This window comes from Paraburkholderia phytofirmans PsJN, assembly GCF_000020125.1.
GTDB lineage: Bacteria > Pseudomonadota > Gammaproteobacteria > Burkholderiales > Burkholderiaceae > Paraburkholderia > Paraburkholderia phytofirmans.
Genome location: NC_010681.1, coordinates 2,759,166 through 2,777,314, shown reverse-complemented (window position 1 = coordinate 2,777,314; position 18,149 = coordinate 2,759,166). Strand labels below are relative to the sequence as shown.

General features: G+C 64.0%; 14 protein-coding genes. 11 read left to right on the top strand and 3 right to left on the bottom strand.

The features are described 5' to 3' along the window. Nucleotides 1-26: 26 nt before the first annotated feature. From BPHYT_RS12170 to def, 3 genes are all read left to right on the top strand, one after another. On the top strand, nucleotides 27-1,316 hold the full coding sequence (locus BPHYT_RS12170; RefSeq protein ID WP_012433455.1) for a cell division protein ZipA C-terminal FtsZ-binding domain-containing protein: 1,290 nt from the start codon (nucleotides 27-29) through the stop codon (nucleotides 1,314-1,316). A gap of 190 nt (nucleotides 1,317-1,506) precedes the next feature. Beyond that, on the top strand, nucleotides 1,507-3,573 hold the full coding sequence (ligA, locus tag BPHYT_RS12165) for an NAD-dependent DNA ligase LigA (protein WP_012433454.1): 2,067 nt from the start codon (nucleotides 1,507-1,509) through the stop codon (nucleotides 3,571-3,573). Then, nucleotides 3,570-4,103, top strand: a complete 534-nt coding sequence (gene def, locus BPHYT_RS12160; RefSeq protein WP_012433453.1) for a peptide deformylase — start codon at nucleotides 3,570-3,572, stop codon at nucleotides 4,101-4,103. The genes ligA and def overlap by 4 nt, the downstream gene beginning before the upstream one ends. Nucleotides 4,104-4,231: 128 nt before the next feature. On the opposite strand, the gene BPHYT_RS36910 is transcribed toward def, so the two are convergent. The 3 genes from BPHYT_RS36910 to map are packed head-to-tail and all read right to left on the bottom strand — an operon-like array spanning nucleotide 4,232 to nucleotide 9,922. Further along, entirely contained in the window at nucleotides 4,232-6,496 is a 2,265-nt protein-coding gene (locus BPHYT_RS36910; RefSeq protein ID WP_063721780.1) for a pseudouridine synthase, read from the bottom strand. Between the two features lie 6 nt (nucleotides 6,497-6,502). After that, nucleotides 6,503-9,082 carry a [protein-PII] uridylyltransferase gene (locus tag BPHYT_RS12150; RefSeq protein ID WP_012433450.1) on the bottom strand — a complete coding sequence of 860 codons (2,580 nt, stop codon included), beginning with the start codon at nucleotides 9,080-9,082 and terminating at the stop codon, nucleotides 6,503-6,505. A gap of 30 nt (nucleotides 9,083-9,112) precedes the next feature. Next, complete coding sequence (gene map / locus BPHYT_RS12145; RefSeq protein WP_012433449.1) at nucleotides 9,113-9,922, bottom strand: type I methionyl aminopeptidase; 810 nt, start codon at nucleotides 9,920-9,922, stop codon at nucleotides 9,113-9,115. Between the two features lie 463 nt (nucleotides 9,923-10,385). Between map and rpsB the strand changes: the two genes are divergently transcribed. The 8 genes from rpsB to rseP all read left to right on the top strand — a co-directional run bounded on the left by rpsB (nucleotide 10,386) and on the right by rseP (nucleotide 18,089). Further along, complete coding sequence (gene rpsB, locus BPHYT_RS12140) at nucleotides 10,386-11,138, top strand: 30S ribosomal protein S2 (protein WP_012433448.1); 753 nt, start codon at nucleotides 10,386-10,388, stop codon at nucleotides 11,136-11,138. A 204-nt stretch (nucleotides 11,139-11,342) separates the two neighbouring features. Further along, entirely contained in the window at nucleotides 11,343-12,224 is an 882-nt protein-coding gene (gene tsf, locus BPHYT_RS12135) for a translation elongation factor Ts (RefSeq protein ID WP_012433447.1), read from the top strand. A gap of 219 nt (nucleotides 12,225-12,443) precedes the next feature. Then, a complete protein-coding gene (pyrH, locus tag BPHYT_RS12130; protein ID WP_012433446.1) occupies nucleotides 12,444-13,157 on the top strand; it encodes a UMP kinase in 714 nt (237 codons plus the stop codon). Between the two features lie 100 nt (nucleotides 13,158-13,257). Further along, a complete protein-coding gene (gene frr, locus BPHYT_RS12125) occupies nucleotides 13,258-13,818 on the top strand; it encodes a ribosome recycling factor (protein WP_012433445.1) in 561 nt (186 codons plus the stop codon). Nucleotides 13,819-13,882: 64 nt separating this feature from the next. Continuing rightward, nucleotides 13,883-14,665, top strand: a complete 783-nt coding sequence (gene uppS / locus BPHYT_RS12120; protein ID WP_012433444.1) for a polyprenyl diphosphate synthase — start codon at nucleotides 13,883-13,885, stop codon at nucleotides 14,663-14,665. Then, nucleotides 14,659-15,480: a phosphatidate cytidylyltransferase gene (locus BPHYT_RS12115; protein ID WP_012433443.1), complete on the top strand. Its 822-nt coding sequence runs from the start codon at nucleotides 14,659-14,661 to the stop codon at nucleotides 15,478-15,480. Before uppS ends, BPHYT_RS12115 begins: the two co-directional genes overlap by 7 nt. Nucleotides 15,481-15,490: 10 nt before the next feature. Next, entirely contained in the window at nucleotides 15,491-16,696 is a 1,206-nt protein-coding gene (locus BPHYT_RS12110) for a 1-deoxy-D-xylulose-5-phosphate reductoisomerase (RefSeq protein WP_012433442.1), read from the top strand. Nucleotides 16,697-16,703: 7 nt separating this feature from the next. Then, entirely contained in the window at nucleotides 16,704-18,089 is a 1,386-nt protein-coding gene (rseP, locus tag BPHYT_RS12105) for an RIP metalloprotease RseP (RefSeq protein ID WP_012433441.1), read from the top strand. Nucleotides 18,090-18,149: the final 60 nt, after the last annotated feature.

Genomic DNA, 18,149 nt, shown 5'->3' with positions numbered 1-18,149 from the left:
ATAAAAGAATTGCTGATGGAGCATGCATGGACGAGTTGACACTCGGTTTGATCGGCGCGGGTGCCGTGGTGGTCGGGGGCGTGGTCGTGTACAACGCGTGGCAGAGCGCGAAGGTGCGCCGCAAGATGCCGCGGCCGATGCCGGCCGACGCCGCCGAAAATCTCGCGCGGGACGATCAGGAGGAACAGAGTCCGTTCATCGAACCGGCCCGGCCGACCACGCGCCGTGAGCCGGTGGTGGGCGCCGAAACCGCGGAGCAACCCGCGGCGGCGCGCGTCGAACCAACGTTCGGTGGCCAGGCGGCCGGCACGGCGCCGCTCGACACGGCGGCCGATATTCAGGCCGAGACGACCACGCCGAACGGTTATCCGGAAGCCGAGGGCGTGGCCGAAGCCGAACGCGAGGCGAGCGCCGAAACCGCGCAGGCCCGCCAGTCCGGCGAACCCGTCGAACCCGTCGAACCGATTCTGCCCGCTGCCACGACGATCTCATCGGCGCCGCCGGCTATCGTCGATCGCCGCATCGACTGCATCGTGCCGATCCGTTTGAACGGTCCGGTCGCGGGCGACAAGGTGATTCCGCTCGCGCAGCGTCTGCGCCGCGCGGGCAGCAAGCCGGTGCATATCGAGGGCAAGCTCGAAGGCGGCGCGTGGGAGCTGCTGCAAAACGGCGCGCGCTACGAAGAACTGCGCGCGGCCGCGCAACTGGCCAATCGCAGCGGTGCCCTCAACGAACTGGAGTTTTCCGAATTCGTGACCGGCGTGCAGCAGTTCGCCGACGCGCTGGATGCATCGCCGGAATTCCCGGACATGCTCGAAACGGTGGCGATGGCGCGCGAGCTCGACGGCTTTGCCGCGCAGTGCGACGCGCAGTTGTCGATCAACGTGCTCTCCGACGGCGCGCCGTGGTCGGCCAACTACGTGCAGGCGGTCGCGTCGCAAGACGGCTTGCTGCTCTCGCGCGACGGCACGCGTTTCGTCAAGCTCGACTCGAAGCAAAGCCCGGTGTTCATGCTGCAATTCGGCGACACCAACTTTTTGCGCGACGACCTCACCTACAAGGGCGGTCAGATGATCACGCTGGTGCTCGACGTGCCGGTGGCCGATGAAGACATTCTGCCGTTCCGTCTGATGTGCGACTACGCGAAATCGTTGGCCGAGCGCATCGGTGGGCGAGTGGTCGACGACGGCCGCCGTCCGTTGCCGGAAACCGCGCTGCTCGCCATCGAAAAGCAGTTGATGACGCTCTACGCGAAGCTCGAACAGGCGGGCATTCCGGCAGGCTCGCCGGCCACGCGGCGCTTGTTCAGCCAGTAAAGTTTCTACGTTTTAGTATTATCTCCGACGGCCGCACGATGTGCGGCCGTTGTCGTTCCATGCCGCGGCTTCATGCTCTGCTTTGGACCGGGCGGACAACGCGCCTAAACTGGCCATTCGGCCGATGTAAAGGGGCACGCTTCCTGCGATAATCCAATGTCTGAACTTCACTGAAGAACCTTCCGACAGCATGGCCCGAACCTCCGCCTCACATCCCGCAACCAGCGCCCCGGCAGAGCGAGCCGCGTGGCTGCGCGCGGAACTCGAACGCGCCAACTACGCGTACTACGTGCTCGACCAGCCGGACCTGCCCGACGCGGAATACGACAAGCTGTTCAAGGAGCTGGAAAGTATCGAGACGGAGCATCCGGATCTGATCGTGCCGGATTCGCCCACCCAGCGCGTGGGCGGCGAGGCGGCGAGCGGCTTCGAGCCGGTCGTGCACGACCAGCCCATGCTGTCGCTGAACAACGGTTTCGCCGACGAAGACATCGTCGCGTTCGACAAACGCGTCGGCGACGCGCTCGGCAAGAACGCGAGCGAGCCGCCGGTGCCGGTCGACTACGCGGCGGAACTGAAATTCGACGGCCTCGCCATCTCGCTGCGTTACGTCGACGGCGCGTTCGTGCAAGCCTCCACGCGCGGCGACGGCACGACTGGCGAGAACGTCACCGAAAATGTCCGCACGATTCGCTCCATTCCGCTCAAGCTCAAGGGCAAACGCGTGCCGCACGTGCTCGACGTGCGCGGCGAAGTGCTGATGTTCAAGCGCGATTTCGAGCGTCTGAACGAGCGTCAACGGGCTGCGGAACAGAAGGAATTCGCTAATCCGCGCAACGCCGCGGCGGGCAGTTTGCGGCAGCTCGATTCGAAGATCACCGCGCAGCGGCCACTGTCGTTTTTCGCTTATGGCATTGGCGTGCTCGAAGGCATGGAGATGCCCGCCACGCATAGCGAACTGCTCGACTGGTACAAGGAACTCGGCTTGCCGGTGAATAGCGAGCGAGCAGTGGTGCAGGGCGCCGAGGGCTTGCTGGGCTTTTTCCACGGCGTCGGCGAGAAACGCGAGAAGCTGCCGTACGACATCGACGGCGTGGTCTACAAGGTCAACCGGCGCGATGAGCAGGATGCGCTTGGCTTCGTGTCGCGCGCGCCGCGCTTCGCGTTGGCGCACAAATTCCCCGCGCAGGAGGCGCTGACCAAACTCGTCGCGATCGACGTGCAAGTCGGCCGGACCGGCGCGATCACGCCGGTAGCGCGGCTGGAGCCGGTGTTCGTCGGCGGCGCGACGGTCACGAATGCCACGCTGCACAACGAAGACGAAGTGCGCCGCAAGGATATCCGCATCGGCGACACGGTGATCGTTCGGCGCGCCGGTGACGTGATACCCGAAGTGGTGAGCGCGCTGCTCGATCGTCGTCCTTCCGACGCACGCGAATTCGTGATGCCCACGCAGTGTCCGGTGTGCGGTTCGAGCATTGAGCGCCTGCCGGACGAGGCGATCGCGCGTTGTACCGGCGGCCTGTTTTGCCCCGCGCAGCGCAAGCAGGCGCTCTGGCATTTCGCGCAGCGGCGCGCGCTGGATATCGACGGCCTCGGCGAGAAAATCATCGATCAACTGGTCGAACAGAACCTCGTGCGCACGCCGGCCGATCTGTTCAATATCGGTTTTGCGACGCTTGCCGAACTCGACCGCTTTGCCGAAAAGTCCGCGCAAAATCTGCTCGACTCGCTCGAAAAGGCCAAGCACACCACGTTGGCGCGCTTCATCTACGCGCTCGGCATCCGGCATGTGGGCGAATCCACGGCGAAAGATCTCGCCAAGCACTTCGGCTCGCTCGATCCGATCATGGACGCCTCGGTCGAAGCCTTGCTGGAAGTCAACGACGTAGGGCCGGTGGTCGCGGAATCGATCCATCAGTTCTTCGCCGAGGAGCACAACCGCACGGTGATCGAGCAGTTGCGCGCGCCGGGCAAAGTCACGTGGCCCGAAGGCCCGCCCGCGCCGAAGGCGCCGCAAGGCGTGCTGGCCGGCAAGACGGTCGTACTGACCGGCACCTTGCCGAGCCTGGCCCGCGAAGAGGCGAAGGAAATGCTGGAAGCGGCCGGCGCGAAAGTGGCCGGCTCCGTATCGAAGAAAACGGACTATCTGGTGGCGGGCGCCGACGCGGGCAGCAAGTTGGCGAAGGCTGAGGAACTCGGCGTTCCCGTACTCGACGAAGATGGTATGCGTAAGCTCCTGGAGGGGCAGTTATGATCCGCGAAATTCTCAAGATGGGTGATCCGCGCCTTTTGCGCATTGCCGATCCGGTCGATCACTTCGACACCCCCGAACTGCATGAGCTCGTCAAAGACATGTTCGAGACCATGCACGACGCGAACGGCGCGGGCCTTGCCGCGCCGCAGATCGGCGTGAATCTGCAGGTGGTGATCTTCGGCTTCGGGCACAACGAGCGCTATCCGGACGCGCCGCCGGTGCCGGAGACGGTACTGATCAACCCGACCATCACGCCGGTCTCGCTGGATATGGAAGAGGGCTGGGAGGGCTGCCTGTCGGTGCCGGGCCTGCGCGGCGCGGTGAGCCGCTTTTCGATGATCAAGTATCACGGCTTCGATCAATACGGCAAACCGATCGACCGTGTTGCCGAGGGTTTTCACGCGCGCGTCGTGCAGCACGAGTGCGATCACCTGATCGGCAAGCTGTATCCGATGCGGATCAACGACTTCGCGAAGTTCGGCTTCACGGAAGTGCTGTTTCCGGATATGGATCCGAATAGCGACGATTAAGGCGGCTTGTGCTGCTTCGGGCACTGCGGCGCTGGGATTTTCGGCTTGGCGCAGCGCAGGGATAAAAAAACCCACGCGATTGCGTGGGTTTTTTTGTTGGAAGCGTCGGTCGGCCCGAAGCAGCGGGTTCAGAACGACTCGTCCGGCGACAGATAACGCCATTGGCCCGGCGGCAATGCGCCCAGCATGACTCGGCCCATGCGCACGCGCTTCAGGCCGATCACTTCGAGGCCGACCAGCTCGCACATGCGGCGAATCTGGCGCTTCTTGCCCTCGCGCAGCACGAAACGCAACTGCTCGCCGTTCTGCCAGTTCACTTGCGCGGGCTTCAGCGGCACGTCGTCGAGCGACAGGCCGTGGCATAGCAGTTCGAGGCTTTCTGGCGGGAAGTGGCTTTCGACGTCGGTGGTGTGCTCGCCGAATGCCACGCGCACCAGATACTCCTTGTCGATCTCGGAATGGCCGCCGATCAGTTGCTTGGCGATCCGGCCGTCTTGCGTCAGCACCAGCAGGCCCGTGGAATCGATGTCCAGGCGGCCGGCCGGCGCAAGCTGCCGCAAATGCGCGACGGAAAAGCGGATGTCCGCGTGATCGCCTTCCCAGCGATTCTCCGGCGTGACCAGCGTGATGGCCGGTTGATAACCGTCTTCTGCCTGACCTGAGACCAGACCCACCGGCTTGTGAATCAGCACCGTCACCTGGCTCATCTGCGCGGCCTCGGCGGCGGGGTCGATTTCGATGCGCTGGTCCGGACGGACCTTGGTGCCGAGCGTGTCGATGCGCTCGCCGTCCACCATCACCCAGCCTTTTTCGATCCACTCGTCGGCTTCGCGGCGTGAGCACATGCCGAGTTCGGACATCAGCTTGGACAGGCGCAGCATGCCCGGCGCGTCTTCGTAGTCGCGACGAGGGCTGCGCGGAGCGGCGTCGATTTCGCTGTCGCGCTCGGCTCGGGCCGCGCCACGCGGCTTGTCGGCGCGCGCGGGACGGTCGTCGCCGAAGCGGCGGCCGGCGGCCGGCAGCGTCTTGTCGAAGCTGCGGGCCGGGCGCTCGCCACGCTCGGTACGTTCATTGCGCTCAGCGCTGCGCGCCGGACGGTCGCCAAATTCGCGTTTGGCCGGGGCGCGTTCGCCACGCTCGTCGCGCGGAGCGCGTGCCGGGCGGTCCGCGCGGCCGCCGAAGCCGGTTTTGACGGGCTTGGCGAAGATGCGTTCGCCGCGTTCGGATGAACCGCGTTCGCCTTCGAAACGGCGCGGCGCGCTATCGCTACGCGGCGCGCGTTCGCCGCCGCGGCGGTCTTGCGGCGTGCCACGGTCGCTGCTGAAACGCGGACGGTCGGATGTGTCGCGTTCACGGCGTTCCGGCCGCTCGCCACGCGGAGCGCCTTCCGACGGACGGCCTGCGCCCGGACGCGCTCCACTGAACGGACGGCGTTCGCCGTCGTCGCGGCGCGGGGCGCGATCGTTGAAGCTGCGCGGCGCGCGTTCGCTGCGATCCGTGCTGCCTTCGAAGCGGCGGGGTGCGCGTTCTGCCCGGTCACCGGTTTCACGACGCGGCGCGCGATCATTGCGGTCGGCCGTGCCTTCGAAACGGCGCGGGGCGCGCTCGCCGCGATCGGAACTGCCTTCAAAGCGACGCGGTGCACGTTCGGAACGATCGCCTGCGCCTTCAAACCTGCGCGGTGCGCGATCGGCGCGGTCAACACCGCCCTCGAACCGGCGCGGCGCCCGTTCACCACGATCGCCTGCGCCTTCGAAGCGACGTGGCGCGCGATCGGTACGGTCACCACCACCTTCAAACCGACGCGGAGCGGCTTGGCTGCGCTCCCCATCGGCCCTGCGGGGCGCACGTTCGTTGCGATCCGTGCTGCCTTCATACCGGCGCGGCGCGCGTTCCGCATTGTCCCGACGCGGGGCACGGTCGCCGCTTCCTTCAAACTTGCGCGGCGCCCGTTCTCCCTCGGCTCTACGCGGCGCGCGTTCGCTACGATCCGCGCCGCCTTCAAACCGGCGCGCCGTACGCTCACCATCATCCCGACGCGGAGCACGCTCGCCGCCGCCTTCGAACCGACGCGGCGCACCACCCGCGCCCTCGCGACGCGGCGGTCGATCCGACGCCGCGCGCGGTGCGCCACCAGCGTTCCGCTCGCGCGAAAACGACCCTTCAGCCCTTGCGGGACGCGCACCGGCACCGGCTGGCTTGCCAGCACCCGCCGGCCGCTTACCGCCGCCGGCCGCGCCGGCGCGTTCACCCCGCGCCCCGCCAGGAGCCGGCGTCGCCGGCCTGGGTCCTGCCGGACGCGTCGACTTACGTGCCGACGTGCTACCGGTACGGACAGGGGCGCGTTCGGACGAAGCCGGCCGCGGGTGCTTGGCTGTTAATTTGACTCGCATGAAATCTCACACTGCGATCGCGCGCAGCAGTTCGGTCTCGACCTGAATTTGCAGGCGGTTGTCCGACAGACCGTGTCCATCCAGCAGGAACACGTCTTCGACGCGTTCGCCGAGCGTATTGATCCGCGCCGAAGCGACGCCGACCCGATGCTCGGCCAGCACGCGCGCGATCGAATAAAGAAGGCCTGGCCGGTCGTTCGCCGACACGGACAGGATGTAATATTGGCCGCGCTCGTCGGCCCGAAGATCAACGCGCGGGGTCACAGGGAAGGTCCGCGACAGCCGCGACAAACGGCCTTTCGACGGTCCCGGAAGCAGGGTGCCGTCACCGGTGAGGCGGGCGGTCAGTTCCTGTTCGACCAGATTGGCGATATCGCGATAATGCACGTCTTCTTCGGTATGCGCGACGAGGAAATTATCGAGCGCGTACCCGTGACGGGTCGTGCTGACCCGCGCATCGAGCACCGACAGGCCGTTGCGGTCGAAATACGCGCAAATCCCGGCGAACAGATCGGGCTGGTCCTTGACGTACACCAGCACCTGAAGCGCCTCGCCGATCGGCGACGGACGGGCCCGCACGATCGGCGTCGGCGTTTCCACATGGCGGTAGAGCACACGTGTTTGCCATGCGATATCCGCCGCGTCGTGACGCAGGAAGTAGCCGATGTCGAGCTTATCCCACAGCGCCTTTTGCGCGCCTTCCGGCACGGTTTCGAGGCGCAGCAGCGCGAGCGCTTCTTCCTGACGCGACTTCAGCTCCGAATGCGCATCCGGCCGCGCGCCGCCGAGCACGGCGAGCGTGGCGCGGTACAGGTCTTCCAGCAGCTTGCCTTTCCACGTGTTCCAGACTTTCGGGCTGGTGCCGCGAATGTCGGCCACGGTCAGCAGATAAAGTGCCGTGAGGCGCCGCTCGGTGCCGACCAGTTCGGCGAACCGCTTGATGACTTCCGGGTCGCTCGTATCCTGCTTTTGCGCGACCTGGCTCATGGTCAGATGCTGCTGAACCAGCCACACCACCAGTTCGCCGTCCTCGCCCTCGATGCCGTGATTGCGGCAGAAGCGCCGCGCGTCGGCCATGCCGAGCGTGGAATGGTCGCCGCCGCGGCCTTTGGCGATGTCATGAAACAGCGCTGCGACGTACAGCACCCACGGCCGGTCGAAGTTGGCGATCAACTGGCTGCAGAACGGATATTCGTGCGCGTGTTCGGCCACCGCGAAGCGCCGCAGATTGCGCAGCACCATCAGAATGTGCTGGTCGACGGTGTAGACGTGATACAGGTCGTGCTGCATCTGTCCGACAATGCGCCGGAAGTTCAGCAGATAACGCCCCAGCACGCTGGTCTGGTTCATCAGACGCAGCGCGTGCGTGATGCCCGCCGGCTGTTTCAGGATGGCCATGAAGAGGCGCCCGTTTTCCGGATCGCGCCGCCAGTGCTGGTCCATCACGTCACGGGCGTTGTAGATCGCGCGCAGCGTGCGCGCCGACAGGCCCTTCACGCCGGGCGTCTGCTCGTACAGCAGGAAGGCCTCGAGAATCGCGTTCGGTTCGCGCTGGAACACGTCGTCGCTGGCGATTTCCAGCATGCCCTGTTTTTCGACGAAGCGGTCCGACAGCACACGCGTAATGCCGCTCGTGCTGGGGAAGAGCTGCGCTTCGATGTTCTGGATCAGGATCGTGGCGAGCTGCGTGACCGCCTTGGCGGACCAGTAATAGCGACGCATGAGCTGTTCGCTCGCGCGCTTGGTCGCGGTCGGCTTGTAGCCGAAGCTCTCGGCCACCGCCGTTTGCAGGTCGAACACCATGATGTCCTGACGACGCCCGGCAATTACATGCAGCCGGGCGCGCAATGCCTTCAGGAAACTCTCGTTGCGGCGCAGTTCGCGCGCCTCGCGCTCGGTGATCAGGCCGCGTGCTTCGAGTTCACGCCAGCTACTGCCGAAACCGGCCGCCTGGGTGATCCACAGGATCAGTTGCAGATCGCGCAGGCCACCTGGGCTTTCCTTGATGTTGGGTTCAAGCGAGTAGGGCGTGTCCTGAAACTTCGCGTGGCGCTGGCGCATTTCCAGCACTTTGGCCTGGAAGAAGGCTTTCGGGTCGAGCGCCTCGCGGTAACGCTTCGCGAAGTCGTCGAACAGCTCGGCGCTACCGGTAATGCGCCGTGCCTCGAGCAGCGAGGTGCGCACCGTGACGTCGTTGGCGGCTTCTTCGAGACATTGCGACACGCTGCGCACGCTGCTGCCGAGCTCCAGCCCCAAATCCCAGGCGAGGCTGATAAAGCGTTCGATGCGCGCTTCGAGATGCTCGATCGGCGCGTCGGGCAGCAGAACCAGAATGTCGATGTCGGAATGCGGCGCCAGTTCGCCGCGCCCGTAACCGCCCACGGCTACTAGCGCCAGCTCGGCCGGCAGTTCGCAGGTGTTCCAGGCCGCGCGCAGGGAGTCGTCCGTGGCGCGCGCCAGCGAGGCCATCAACGCGTCGACGTTGGTGGCCGTCCTGAAGCGTTCCAGCAGTTGGGCTTTGGCCACTTTGTACTCCGCCTTGAGCGACGTGGCAGGGGATTGGGCGACGGCTGGAACACTACTCATTGGCAGGGAGGCGCAGAGGTGGGAAGTCGGTCAGGCTGTAGCCGCAACGACCGGCGGGCGCGCGGGCGTGCCGGCGGACACGGTCAGCACGTCGTAGCCGGTTTCGGTGACGAGGACGGTATGTTCCCACTGCGCCGACAGGCTGCGGTCCTTGGTCTTGACGGTCCACTGATCCGGCATGGTGCGAATATCGCGGCGGCCGGCGTTGATCATCGGCTCGATCGTGAAGATCATGCCGGTTTGCAGTTCGAGCCCGGTGCCGGGACGGCCGTAGTGCAGGATTTGCGGGTCTTCGTGGAATACCGTGCCGATGCCGTGACCGCAGTATTCGCGCACCACGCTGTAGCCCTGGCCTTCCGCGTGTTTCTGGATCGCATAGCCGATGTCGCCGAGATGCGCGCCCGGGCGCACCTGGTCGATGCCGAGCCACATGCATTCGAAGGTGGTCTGCACGAGCCGCTTCGCCATGATCGAGCCTTCGCCGACAATGAACATGCGGCTGGTGTCGCCGAAATAGCCTTCCTTGATGACGGTGACGTCGATATTGAGCGCGTCGCCGTTCTTCAGCGTCTTGTCGCCGGGAATGCCGTGGCAGATCACGTCGTTGACGGAAATGCAGGTGGCCTTCGGGTACGGCGGATAACCGGGCGGCTGATAGTTCAGCGGCGCCGGAACCGTGCCCTGTTCCTTCAACATGTATTCGTGACACAAACGGTCGAGTTCGCCGGTCGTGATGCCGGCGGTGACGAACGGAGTGATGTAGTCGAGCACTTCGCTTGCCAGTTTGCAGGCGACGCGCATCTGCGCGATATCGTGTTCGTTTTTGAGCGTAATAGCCATGAGTCGGGCCTGAAATGCGATTTATTGCAGGATTATCGCACCATATTCCCGCCGCCGCAGGCTTTTGCGACCGGGCTGGCGGCTTTCGCTGAGTCCCGTGCGGGCTTGTTCAAGGCGGCCGGTGTTCTCAAGGGTGCAACCCGCCGGCCATAAACAGGACTACCTCAGGGCTACCGGGCAGGTTGAGTCGTGCCATAGTCGCGTGCTATAATCTTTGGCTAAGTCGATCTCTGTCTTGCATTATTTGTCCATGCGGGCAAAAAAGCGGCAGAAATGGCTTCTCATGGCGCCGGTTGCCTGCGCTATGAGGTAATGCAGAAGCGAAGCGGAAGCATAAAAAGGCAACACAAAGCAGCAGACTCGCAAGCCGGCGCACCCAGGGTGTCCGTCGCGTTCAGCCAGAGAGATGGCAGCGCGGCCGATACGGCAGCCGGCTTAAGACCCAACCCTCGCGGAGATTTTCATGGCAGTTACCATGCGTCAAATGCTGGAAGCCGGTGTCCACTTCGGTCACCAAACCCGCTTCTGGAACCCGAAGATGGCCCCCTTCATTTTCGGTCATCGCAACAAGATTCACATTATCAACCTCGAAAAGACGCTGCCGATGTACAACGACGCGCTGAAGTACGCGCGTCAACTGGCAGCCAATCGCGGCACGATCCTGTTCGTCGGCACGAAGCGTCAATCGCGCGACACGATCGCTGAAGAAGCACAACGCGCCGGCATGCCGTTCGTCAACGCGCGCTGGCTCGGCGGCATGCTGACCAACTTCAAGACGCTGAAGGTCTCGATCAAGCGCCTGAAGGACATGGAGGCAGCGCTGGAGGCAGGCGAAACCGAACGCATGAGCAAGAAGGAAGCGCTCCTGTTCGAACGCGAAATGGCCAAGCTGGTCAAGTCGATCGGCGGCGTGAAAGACATGGGCGGCATTCCGGACGCGATTTTCGTGGTCGACGTCGGCTACCACAAGATTGCCGTGACCGAAGCGAACAAGCTCGGCATCCCGGTTATCGCCGTGGTCGACACGAACCACTCGCCGGAAGGCATCGACTACGTGATCCCGGGTAACGACGACGCCTCGAAGGCTGTCGCTCTGTACACGGCTGGCGTGGCTGACGCGATCGTCGAAGGCCGTGCGAACGCGGTCAACGAAGTGGTGCAAGCTGCACGTGGTGGCGACGGCGACGAGTTCGTCGAGGTCAACTCGGAAGCGTAAAGCTGCCCCGTGTCCGGCAAAAAAGGGGGCTTTCTACAGGCCCCCTTTTTTTAAGCCGCGACATTGTAGTGGGGCGCTGCCGGTAGTGTCCGAAGCAGCGCTCGAAGCTTCTCCGTAAAAAATACGCGGAATGCTGAAACGAATTCTTGCCGCCGGCATCGAAGTCCGGGCGGCGTGTGACAGACGGAACTCAAGGAGCAAATGATGGCGGCAATTACCGCAAGCATGGTTGCAGAACTGCGCGCAAAGACCGACGCGCCGATGATGGAATGCAAGAAGGCGCTGACGGAAGCCGACGGCGACATGGCGCGCGCTGAAGAGCTGCTGCGGGTGAAGCTGGGCAACAAGGCCAGCAAGGCAGCGTCGCGCGTGACGGCTGAAGGCGTGGTCGCCTCGTTCATCGGCGGCAACGCGGGTTCGCTGGTCGAGTTGAACTGCGAAACCGACTTCGTTTCGAAGAACGACGACTTCCTGGGTTTCTCGAAGAAGGTCGCTGAGCTGGTCGCCACGCAAAATCCGGCTGACGTCGCAGCGCTGGCGGCACTGCCGCTGGACGGCTCGACGGTCGACGCAGTGCGTCTGGCACTGGTCGGCAAGATCGGTGAAAACCTGTCGATCCGCCGTTTCGTGCGCTTCGAAACCTCGAACAAGCTGGCAGCGTACCTGCACGGCACGCGTATCGGCGTGCTGGTCGAGTACACCGGCGCGGACGAGCAGGTCGGCAAGGACGTGGCAATGCACATCGCCGCGATGAAGCCGGTTTCGCTGTCGTCGGACGACGTGCCGGCGGATCTGATCGCCAAGGAACGCAGCATTGCTGAACAGAAGGCCGCCGAATCGGGCAAGCCGGCTGAAATCGTCGCCAAGATGGTCGAGGGCAGCGTGCAGAAGTATCTGAAGGAAGTGTCGCTGCTGAACCAGACGTTCGTTAAGAACGACAAGCAGACGATCGAACAGATGCTGAAGGCTGGCAATTCGAGCGTGCAGAAGTTCGCGCTGTTCGTGGTCGGCGAAGGCATCGAGAAGAAGCAGGACGACTTCGCAGCCGAAGTGGCCGCGCAAGTGGCTGCTGCAAAGCAACAATAAGTATCACGCAAGCTTCACTGTAATATCGTTGGACCCGCGGCGGAGCAAGACTTTGCCGCGGTCGGCAGCGTCGCAAGGCTGCGCGCGGGTTGACCCTCGTGGCGCACGCCGCCAGCGAACTTCAGGGTTCGTCAATTTGGCGACGCTTGCCCGAATCAGCATTTCACCCCTACATTAGTCCCTTGTTGTTGCCCTGTTCTGCGCGATCTGGATACCTCTATGCCCACTGCCTATAAACGCGTCCTGCTCAAACTCTCCGGTGAAGCTCTGATGGGCGACGATGCCTTTGGCATCAACCGCGCGACCATCGAACGAATGGTGGCGGACGTGGCCGAAGTGGTCCGTCTCGGAACGCAGTTGGCCGTGGTGATCGGCGGCGGCAATATTTTCCGCGGCGTCGCGGGCGGCGCGGCGGGTATGGACCGCGCCACGGCCGACTACATGGGCATGCTGGCTACCATGATGAACGCGCTGGCGCTGCAGGATGCCATGCGCCACGCCGGCATCGAGGCGCGCGTGCAATCGGCGCTGCGCATGGACCAGGTGGTCGAGCCGTACATCCGGCCCCGTGCGATTCGCCAGCTCGAAGAAGGCAAAGTCGTGATTTTCGCGGCCGGCACCGGCAACCCGTTCTTCACGACCGACACGGCCGCCGCCTTGCGCGGCTCGGAAATCGGTGCGGAAGTCGTGCTGAAAGCAACCAAGGTAGACGGCGTGTATTCCGCCGACCCGAAGAAAGACCCGAGCGCGACGCGTTACACCACGATCAGCTTCGACGAGGCGATCGGCCGCAATCTGCAGGTGATGGACGCCACGGCATTCGCGCTGTGCCGCGATCAGAAGCTGCCGATCCGGGTGTTTTCGATCGTCAAACCGGGCGCGCTCAAGCGCATCGTACAAGGTGATGACGAGGGTACCCTCGTCCACGTGTAAACTCTCGTTCACATAACGTGGGCTTTAGCGCGAGCCCGGGCCGCCGCATCTTGCGCGTGCTGGCCGGCTCGCACCGTTTTGAAGGTTCGGAGGTTTAAAAATGTCTGTGGCTGATATCAGGAAGGGCGCTGAACAAAAGATGCAGCGCTCCATCGACGCGTTCAAGAACGACCTGTCGAAGATCCGCACGGGCCGTGCACACACGGGCCTGCTCGATCACATCCAGTGCGACTACTACGGTTCGCCGGTGCCGATTTCGCAAGTCGCGAATCTGACGCTGATCGACGCTCGCACGATCGGCGTGCAGCCGTGGGAAAAGAAGATGGTGCAGGTCGTCGAAAAGGCGATCCGCGAATCGGACCTGGGTCTGAACCCGGCCACGCAAGGCGACGTGATCCGCGTGCCGATGCCCGCGCTCACCGAAGAACGCCGCCGCGAACTGACCAAAGTGGTCAAGAGCGAAGCGGAAACGGCCAAGGTGGCGGTGCGCAACCTGCGCCGTGACGCCAACGAGCAACTGAAGAAGCTCGTGAAAGACAAAGAAATTTCGGAAGACGACGAGCGTCGTGCAGGTGACGACGTTCAGAAGCTGACGGACAAGTTCGTCGCCGAAATCGACAAGCTCGTCGTGACGAAAGAAGCCGAGATCATGACGGTCTGAGGCCGGCCGGCTCAGCTGCTCACGTTCTCCACTTCTTTTATTTGCAGTCACTGTCCCGACGGCCATGACCTATACCAGCTCAACCGTGCGCGTGCCTGATGTCGCCGCGGTGCCGCGACATATCGCGATCATCATGGACGGCAACGGCCGTTGGGCCACCCAGCGGCGCTTGCCGCGCGTGGCGGGCCATACGCGCGGCGTCGACGCGGTGCGTGCGACCGTCGAGGCGTGCGCCCGTCAGGGTGTCGAATATCTGACGCTGTTCGCCTTCAGCTCGGAAAACTGGCGCCGTCCGAACGAGGAAGTCTCGTTCCTGATGCGCCTGTTCGTGACCGCGCTGGAACGCGAGATCGGCAAGCTGCATGCGAACGGCATCCGCTTGCGCGTGGTCGGCGATCTGGCCCGCTTCGATACGCGTATCCGCGACCTGATCAAGCGCGCGGAGACCAAGACCGCGCGCAATACCCGCCTTACGCTCACGATCGCGGCGAACTACGGCGGCCGCTGGGACATCATGCAGGCCACCCGCAAGCTCGCCGAACAGTCGGCGCTGGCGGGCAAGGCGGTCGAGGTGACCGAAGACTCGTTCGCCGAACACCTCTCCATGGCTTATGCGCCGGAGCCGGATCTCTTCATCCGCACCGGCGGCGAGCGCCGCGTCAGCAACTTCCTGCTGTGGCAACTCGCGTACACCGAGTTCTACTTCACCGACACGTTCTGGCCGGACTTCGACGCCGACGCGCTCGGCCATGCCATCGCTTCGTACGCGGAGCGCGAACGCCGCTTCGGCCGCACCAGTGCTCAACTCGAGCCGCAATCGCAAAACGTCGATTCGCTTCCATGCTAAAAACCCGTGTCATCACGGCGATCATCCTGCTGGCAGTGTTCCTGCCGGTCACGTTGTTCGCGCCGGTGGGCGCGTTCGGCGCGCTGATCGCTTTTGTCGTCGTGTTCGCCGCGTGGGAGTGGGCGCGCCTGCTCAAGCTGGGCGGCGCGGGCCCGGTCATTTATGCGCTGATCGCCGCGGTGGCGCTGGTGGCCAGCACGCGTCTCGGTACCGGCATCGAACAAGCCAGACCGCTCTTTGAAGCGGCCGCTATTTTCTGGGGGATCGCCGGTCCGTTCGTGCTGCTGCGCAAGCCCGCGCTCGCGCAGGGCGTCTGGCGTCCCTTCCTGTTTCTTGCCGGCATTGTGGTATTCGTCGCGTGCTGGCATGCTCTCGTCGCCGCGCGCATGCAGGGCGTGCCGTTCGTGCTGTCGCTGCTGCTATTGGTATGGCTGGCCGATATCGGCGCATACTTCTCCGGAAAAGCGTTCGGAAAACACAAGCTGGCGCCTGCCATCAGTCCGGGTAAGACTTGGGAGGGCGCGATCGGCGGCTGGCTGGTGGTGATGATCGTCGCGGCGGCGGCGGTGTTTTTGCATGCGTTCGAGCCGACCCTGTATTCTGCGCTGCTGGCGCATTGGGGCGCCGTGCGCACGCTACTCGCGCTGACCCTGCTGGTGGCATTCAGCGTGGTGGGCGACCTGTTCGAATCGATGATGAAACGCCAGGCCGGTGTGAAAGATTCAAGCGGCCTGTTGCCGGGGCACGGCGGCGTGCTCGACCGCATCGATGCCTTATTGCCGGTGCTGCCGCTTGCCATGCTGCTGCTCGGCTAGAGAAAGAGATATGCAAAAACGTCTGACATTGCTCGGTTCCACGGGCTCGATTGGAGACAGCACGCTCGACGTCGTCGCGCGTCATCCCGAGCGTTTTTCGGTTTATGCGCTCACCGCGCATCGCAACGGCGACAAGCTCGTCGAGCAATGCCTGCGCTTTCAGCCTGAAGTTGCGGTGGTCGGCGACGCCGACACGGCCGCGAGCGTCGCGGCGAAACTGCGCGAAGCGGGTTGCAAGACCGAGATCACGTATGGACCGCAGGCGCTCGTCGACGTGTCGAAGAGCGACGGCTGCGATACGGTGGTCGCGGCGATCGTCGGCGCGGCCGGCCTTGCGCCGAGCCTTGCCGCCGCGCGCGCCGGCAAGCGCATCCTGCTCGCCAACAAGGAAGCGCTGGTCATGTCCGGCGCGATCTTCATGGACGCGGTGCGCGACAACGGCGCCGTGCTGCTGCCGGTCGACAGCGAACATAACGCGATTTTCCAGTGCCTGCCGCGCGAAGCCGCGCTGCACGGCGGCGTCTCCAAGATCATTCTGACTGCGTCGGGCGGCCCGTTCCGCACGCGCGAGCCGGCTACGCTCGTCGAGGTCACGCCGGACGAAGCCTGTAAGCATCCGAACTGGGTCATGGGCCGCAAGATTTCGGTCGACTCGGCCACCATGATGAACAAGGGCCTCGAAGTGATCGAGGCGCACTGGCTGTTCAATCTGCCGGGCGAGCGCATCGAGGTGCTGATTCACCCGCAAAGCGTGATCCATTCGATGGTGTCCTACGCCGACGGCTCGGTGCTTGCGCAACTCGGCAATCCCGATATGCGCACGCCGATCGCGCATGCGCTGGCGTTTCCGGATCGCGTCGATTCGGGCGTGGCGCAACTCGATCTGCTGCAGGTCGCGTCCCTCTCGTTCGAAAAGCCGGATTACACGCGCTTTCCATGTCTGGCGCTGGCAGTGAAGGCGCTGGCCGAAGGCGGTTTGGCAAGCGCGGCACTGAACGCCGCGAACGAGATTGCGGTTGAAGCGTTCCTCGCGCGCCAGATCGGTTTCATGGCGATTGCCCAGGTGGTCGACGCGGTGCTCAACGCGTTGCCGAACCGCAGCGCACACGCGCTCGAAGACGTGATCGAAGCCGATGCCGCCGCGCGTCGCGCCGCGGCCGAATTCATCGCGCGTCTGCCCGACGGCGCCCGTCGCACGGAACGCGCCGTCCAGTGAGGCGCTCATGAATCTGCTGATCGAACTGCTCGCCTTCGCGGTCGCGATTGGCGTACTCGTGGTCGTCCACGAATATGGGCACTACAGCGTGGCACGCCTGTGCGGCGTCAAGGTGCTGCGCTTTTCGATCGGCTTCGGCAAGCCGCTATTCCAGTGGGTGAGTCCGAAGACGGGCACCGAATGGACCATTGCCGCGCTGCCGCTCGGCGGCTACGTGAAGATGCTCGACGAGCGCGAAACGAGCGCCGAACCGATTCCTGCCGAAGCACTGCCGCACGCGTTCAACCGGCAGTCCGTGTGGCGCCGTTTTGCGATTGTCGCGGCCGGTCCGGTCGCGAACTTCCTGCTGGCCATCGTGCTGTTCGCGCTCGTCTTCGCCACCGGCGTGACGGAGCCTGCGGCGGTGGTCGCGGCGCCCGCGCCGAATACGCCCGCGGCTGTTGCCGGTTTCGACGGCGGTGAAACGATCGTTGCCGTGCGTGCCGAGAACGCCGGCGAATCCGAGCCGGTGCGTTCGTGGTCGGACCTGCGCTGGAAGCTGCTCGGTGCGGCATTCGATCACAAGCGCGTCGTGCTGAGTGCAAAAGACGCACACGGTACCTCGGATTTCCAGCTCGATCTGCGCGGCCTCACCGAAAAAGATGTCGACGACGACTTCATGTCGCATCTCGGTTTCGAACCGGGTGGTGGCAAGCTGACGGTTGCGGGTGTGCAGCCGGGTAGCGCGGCGCAAAAGGCGGGTCTCGCCGCAGGCGATCGTCTGCGTGCCGTTGATGGTATTCCTACCGATAACGCCACGGCCTTCATCGCTTATGTAAAATCGCACGCCGGCAAAGCGGTGACGCTGCAGGTGGAGCGCGGCGGTAAGGCGGCGGGCAAGCTCGAAGACGTGAACATCGTGCCGCAGGCACAGCGCGATGAAACGACCGGGCAGCAGATCGGCCGCATCGGCGCGGAACTGGCCACGCAGGTGCCGTCGATCGACGTGCGTTACGGACCGATTGAAAGCCTCCAGTTGGGTGCGCGCCGCACGTGGGATCTCGCGGTTTACTCGGTGCGCATGTTCGGCAGGATGATCGTAGGCGAGGCATCGCTGAAAAATCTTTCCGGTCCGGTGACGATCGCCGATTACGCAGGAAAGAGCGCACGTCTAGGTCCTTCTGCATTCCTGTCGTTCCTGGCCCTTGTCAGTATTAGCCTTGGTGTACTGAACCTGTTACCAATTCCGGTATTGGACGGGGGTCATCTGTTATATTATTTGGTTGAAGCTGTGACCGGTAAAGTTGTCTCCGATCGCTGGCAACTCGTTTTTCAGAGGGCGGGTCTCGCCTGCATCGTCGCATTGTCGGCGATCGCGCTGTTCAACGATCTGGCTCGTTTAATCCATTTTTAAAGTGTTCGGCGGCGTTCACGATGGCGACCGCCCGACCTGATGCAGCTATACACACTGGGG

Bases quoted from the DNA above. Each gene is read 5' to 3' on its own strand.
- map (WP_012433449.1), bottom strand. From the start codon at position 9,922: ATGGCTATTACGCTCAAAAACGAACACGATATCGCGCAGATGCGCGTC.
- tsf (WP_012433447.1), top strand. From the start codon at position 11,343: ATGGCGGCAATTACCGCAAGCATGGTTGCAGAACTGCGCGCAAAGACC.
- BPHYT_RS12115 (WP_012433443.1), top strand. From the start codon at position 14,659: ATGCTAAAAACCCGTGTCATCACGGCGATCATCCTGCTGGCAGTGTTC.
- BPHYT_RS12110 (WP_012433442.1), top strand. From the start codon at position 15,491: ATGCAAAAACGTCTGACATTGCTCGGTTCCACGGGCTCGATTGGAGAC.
- uppS (WP_012433444.1), top strand. From the start codon at position 13,883: ATGACCTATACCAGCTCAACCGTGCGCGTGCCTGATGTCGCCGCGGTG.
- pyrH (WP_012433446.1), top strand. From the start codon at position 12,444: ATGCCCACTGCCTATAAACGCGTCCTGCTCAAACTCTCCGGTGAAGCT.
- def (WP_012433453.1), top strand. From the start codon at position 3,570: ATGATCCGCGAAATTCTCAAGATGGGTGATCCGCGCCTTTTGCGCATT.
- ligA (WP_012433454.1), top strand. From the start codon at position 1,507: ATGGCCCGAACCTCCGCCTCACATCCCGCAACCAGCGCCCCGGCAGAG.
- BPHYT_RS12150 (WP_012433450.1), bottom strand. From the start codon at position 9,082: ATGAGTAGTGTTCCAGCCGTCGCCCAATCCCCTGCCACGTCGCTCAAG.
- rseP (WP_012433441.1), top strand. From the start codon at position 16,704: ATGAATCTGCTGATCGAACTGCTCGCCTTCGCGGTCGCGATTGGCGTA.
- frr (WP_012433445.1), top strand. From the start codon at position 13,258: ATGTCTGTGGCTGATATCAGGAAGGGCGCTGAACAAAAGATGCAGCGC.
- BPHYT_RS12170 (WP_012433455.1), top strand. From the start codon at position 27: ATGGACGAGTTGACACTCGGTTTGATCGGCGCGGGTGCCGTGGTGGTC.
- BPHYT_RS36910 (WP_063721780.1), bottom strand. From the start codon at position 6,496: ATGCGAGTCAAATTAACAGCCAAGCACCCGCGGCCGGCTTCGTCCGAA.
- rpsB (WP_012433448.1), top strand. From the start codon at position 10,386: ATGGCAGTTACCATGCGTCAAATGCTGGAAGCCGGTGTCCACTTCGGT.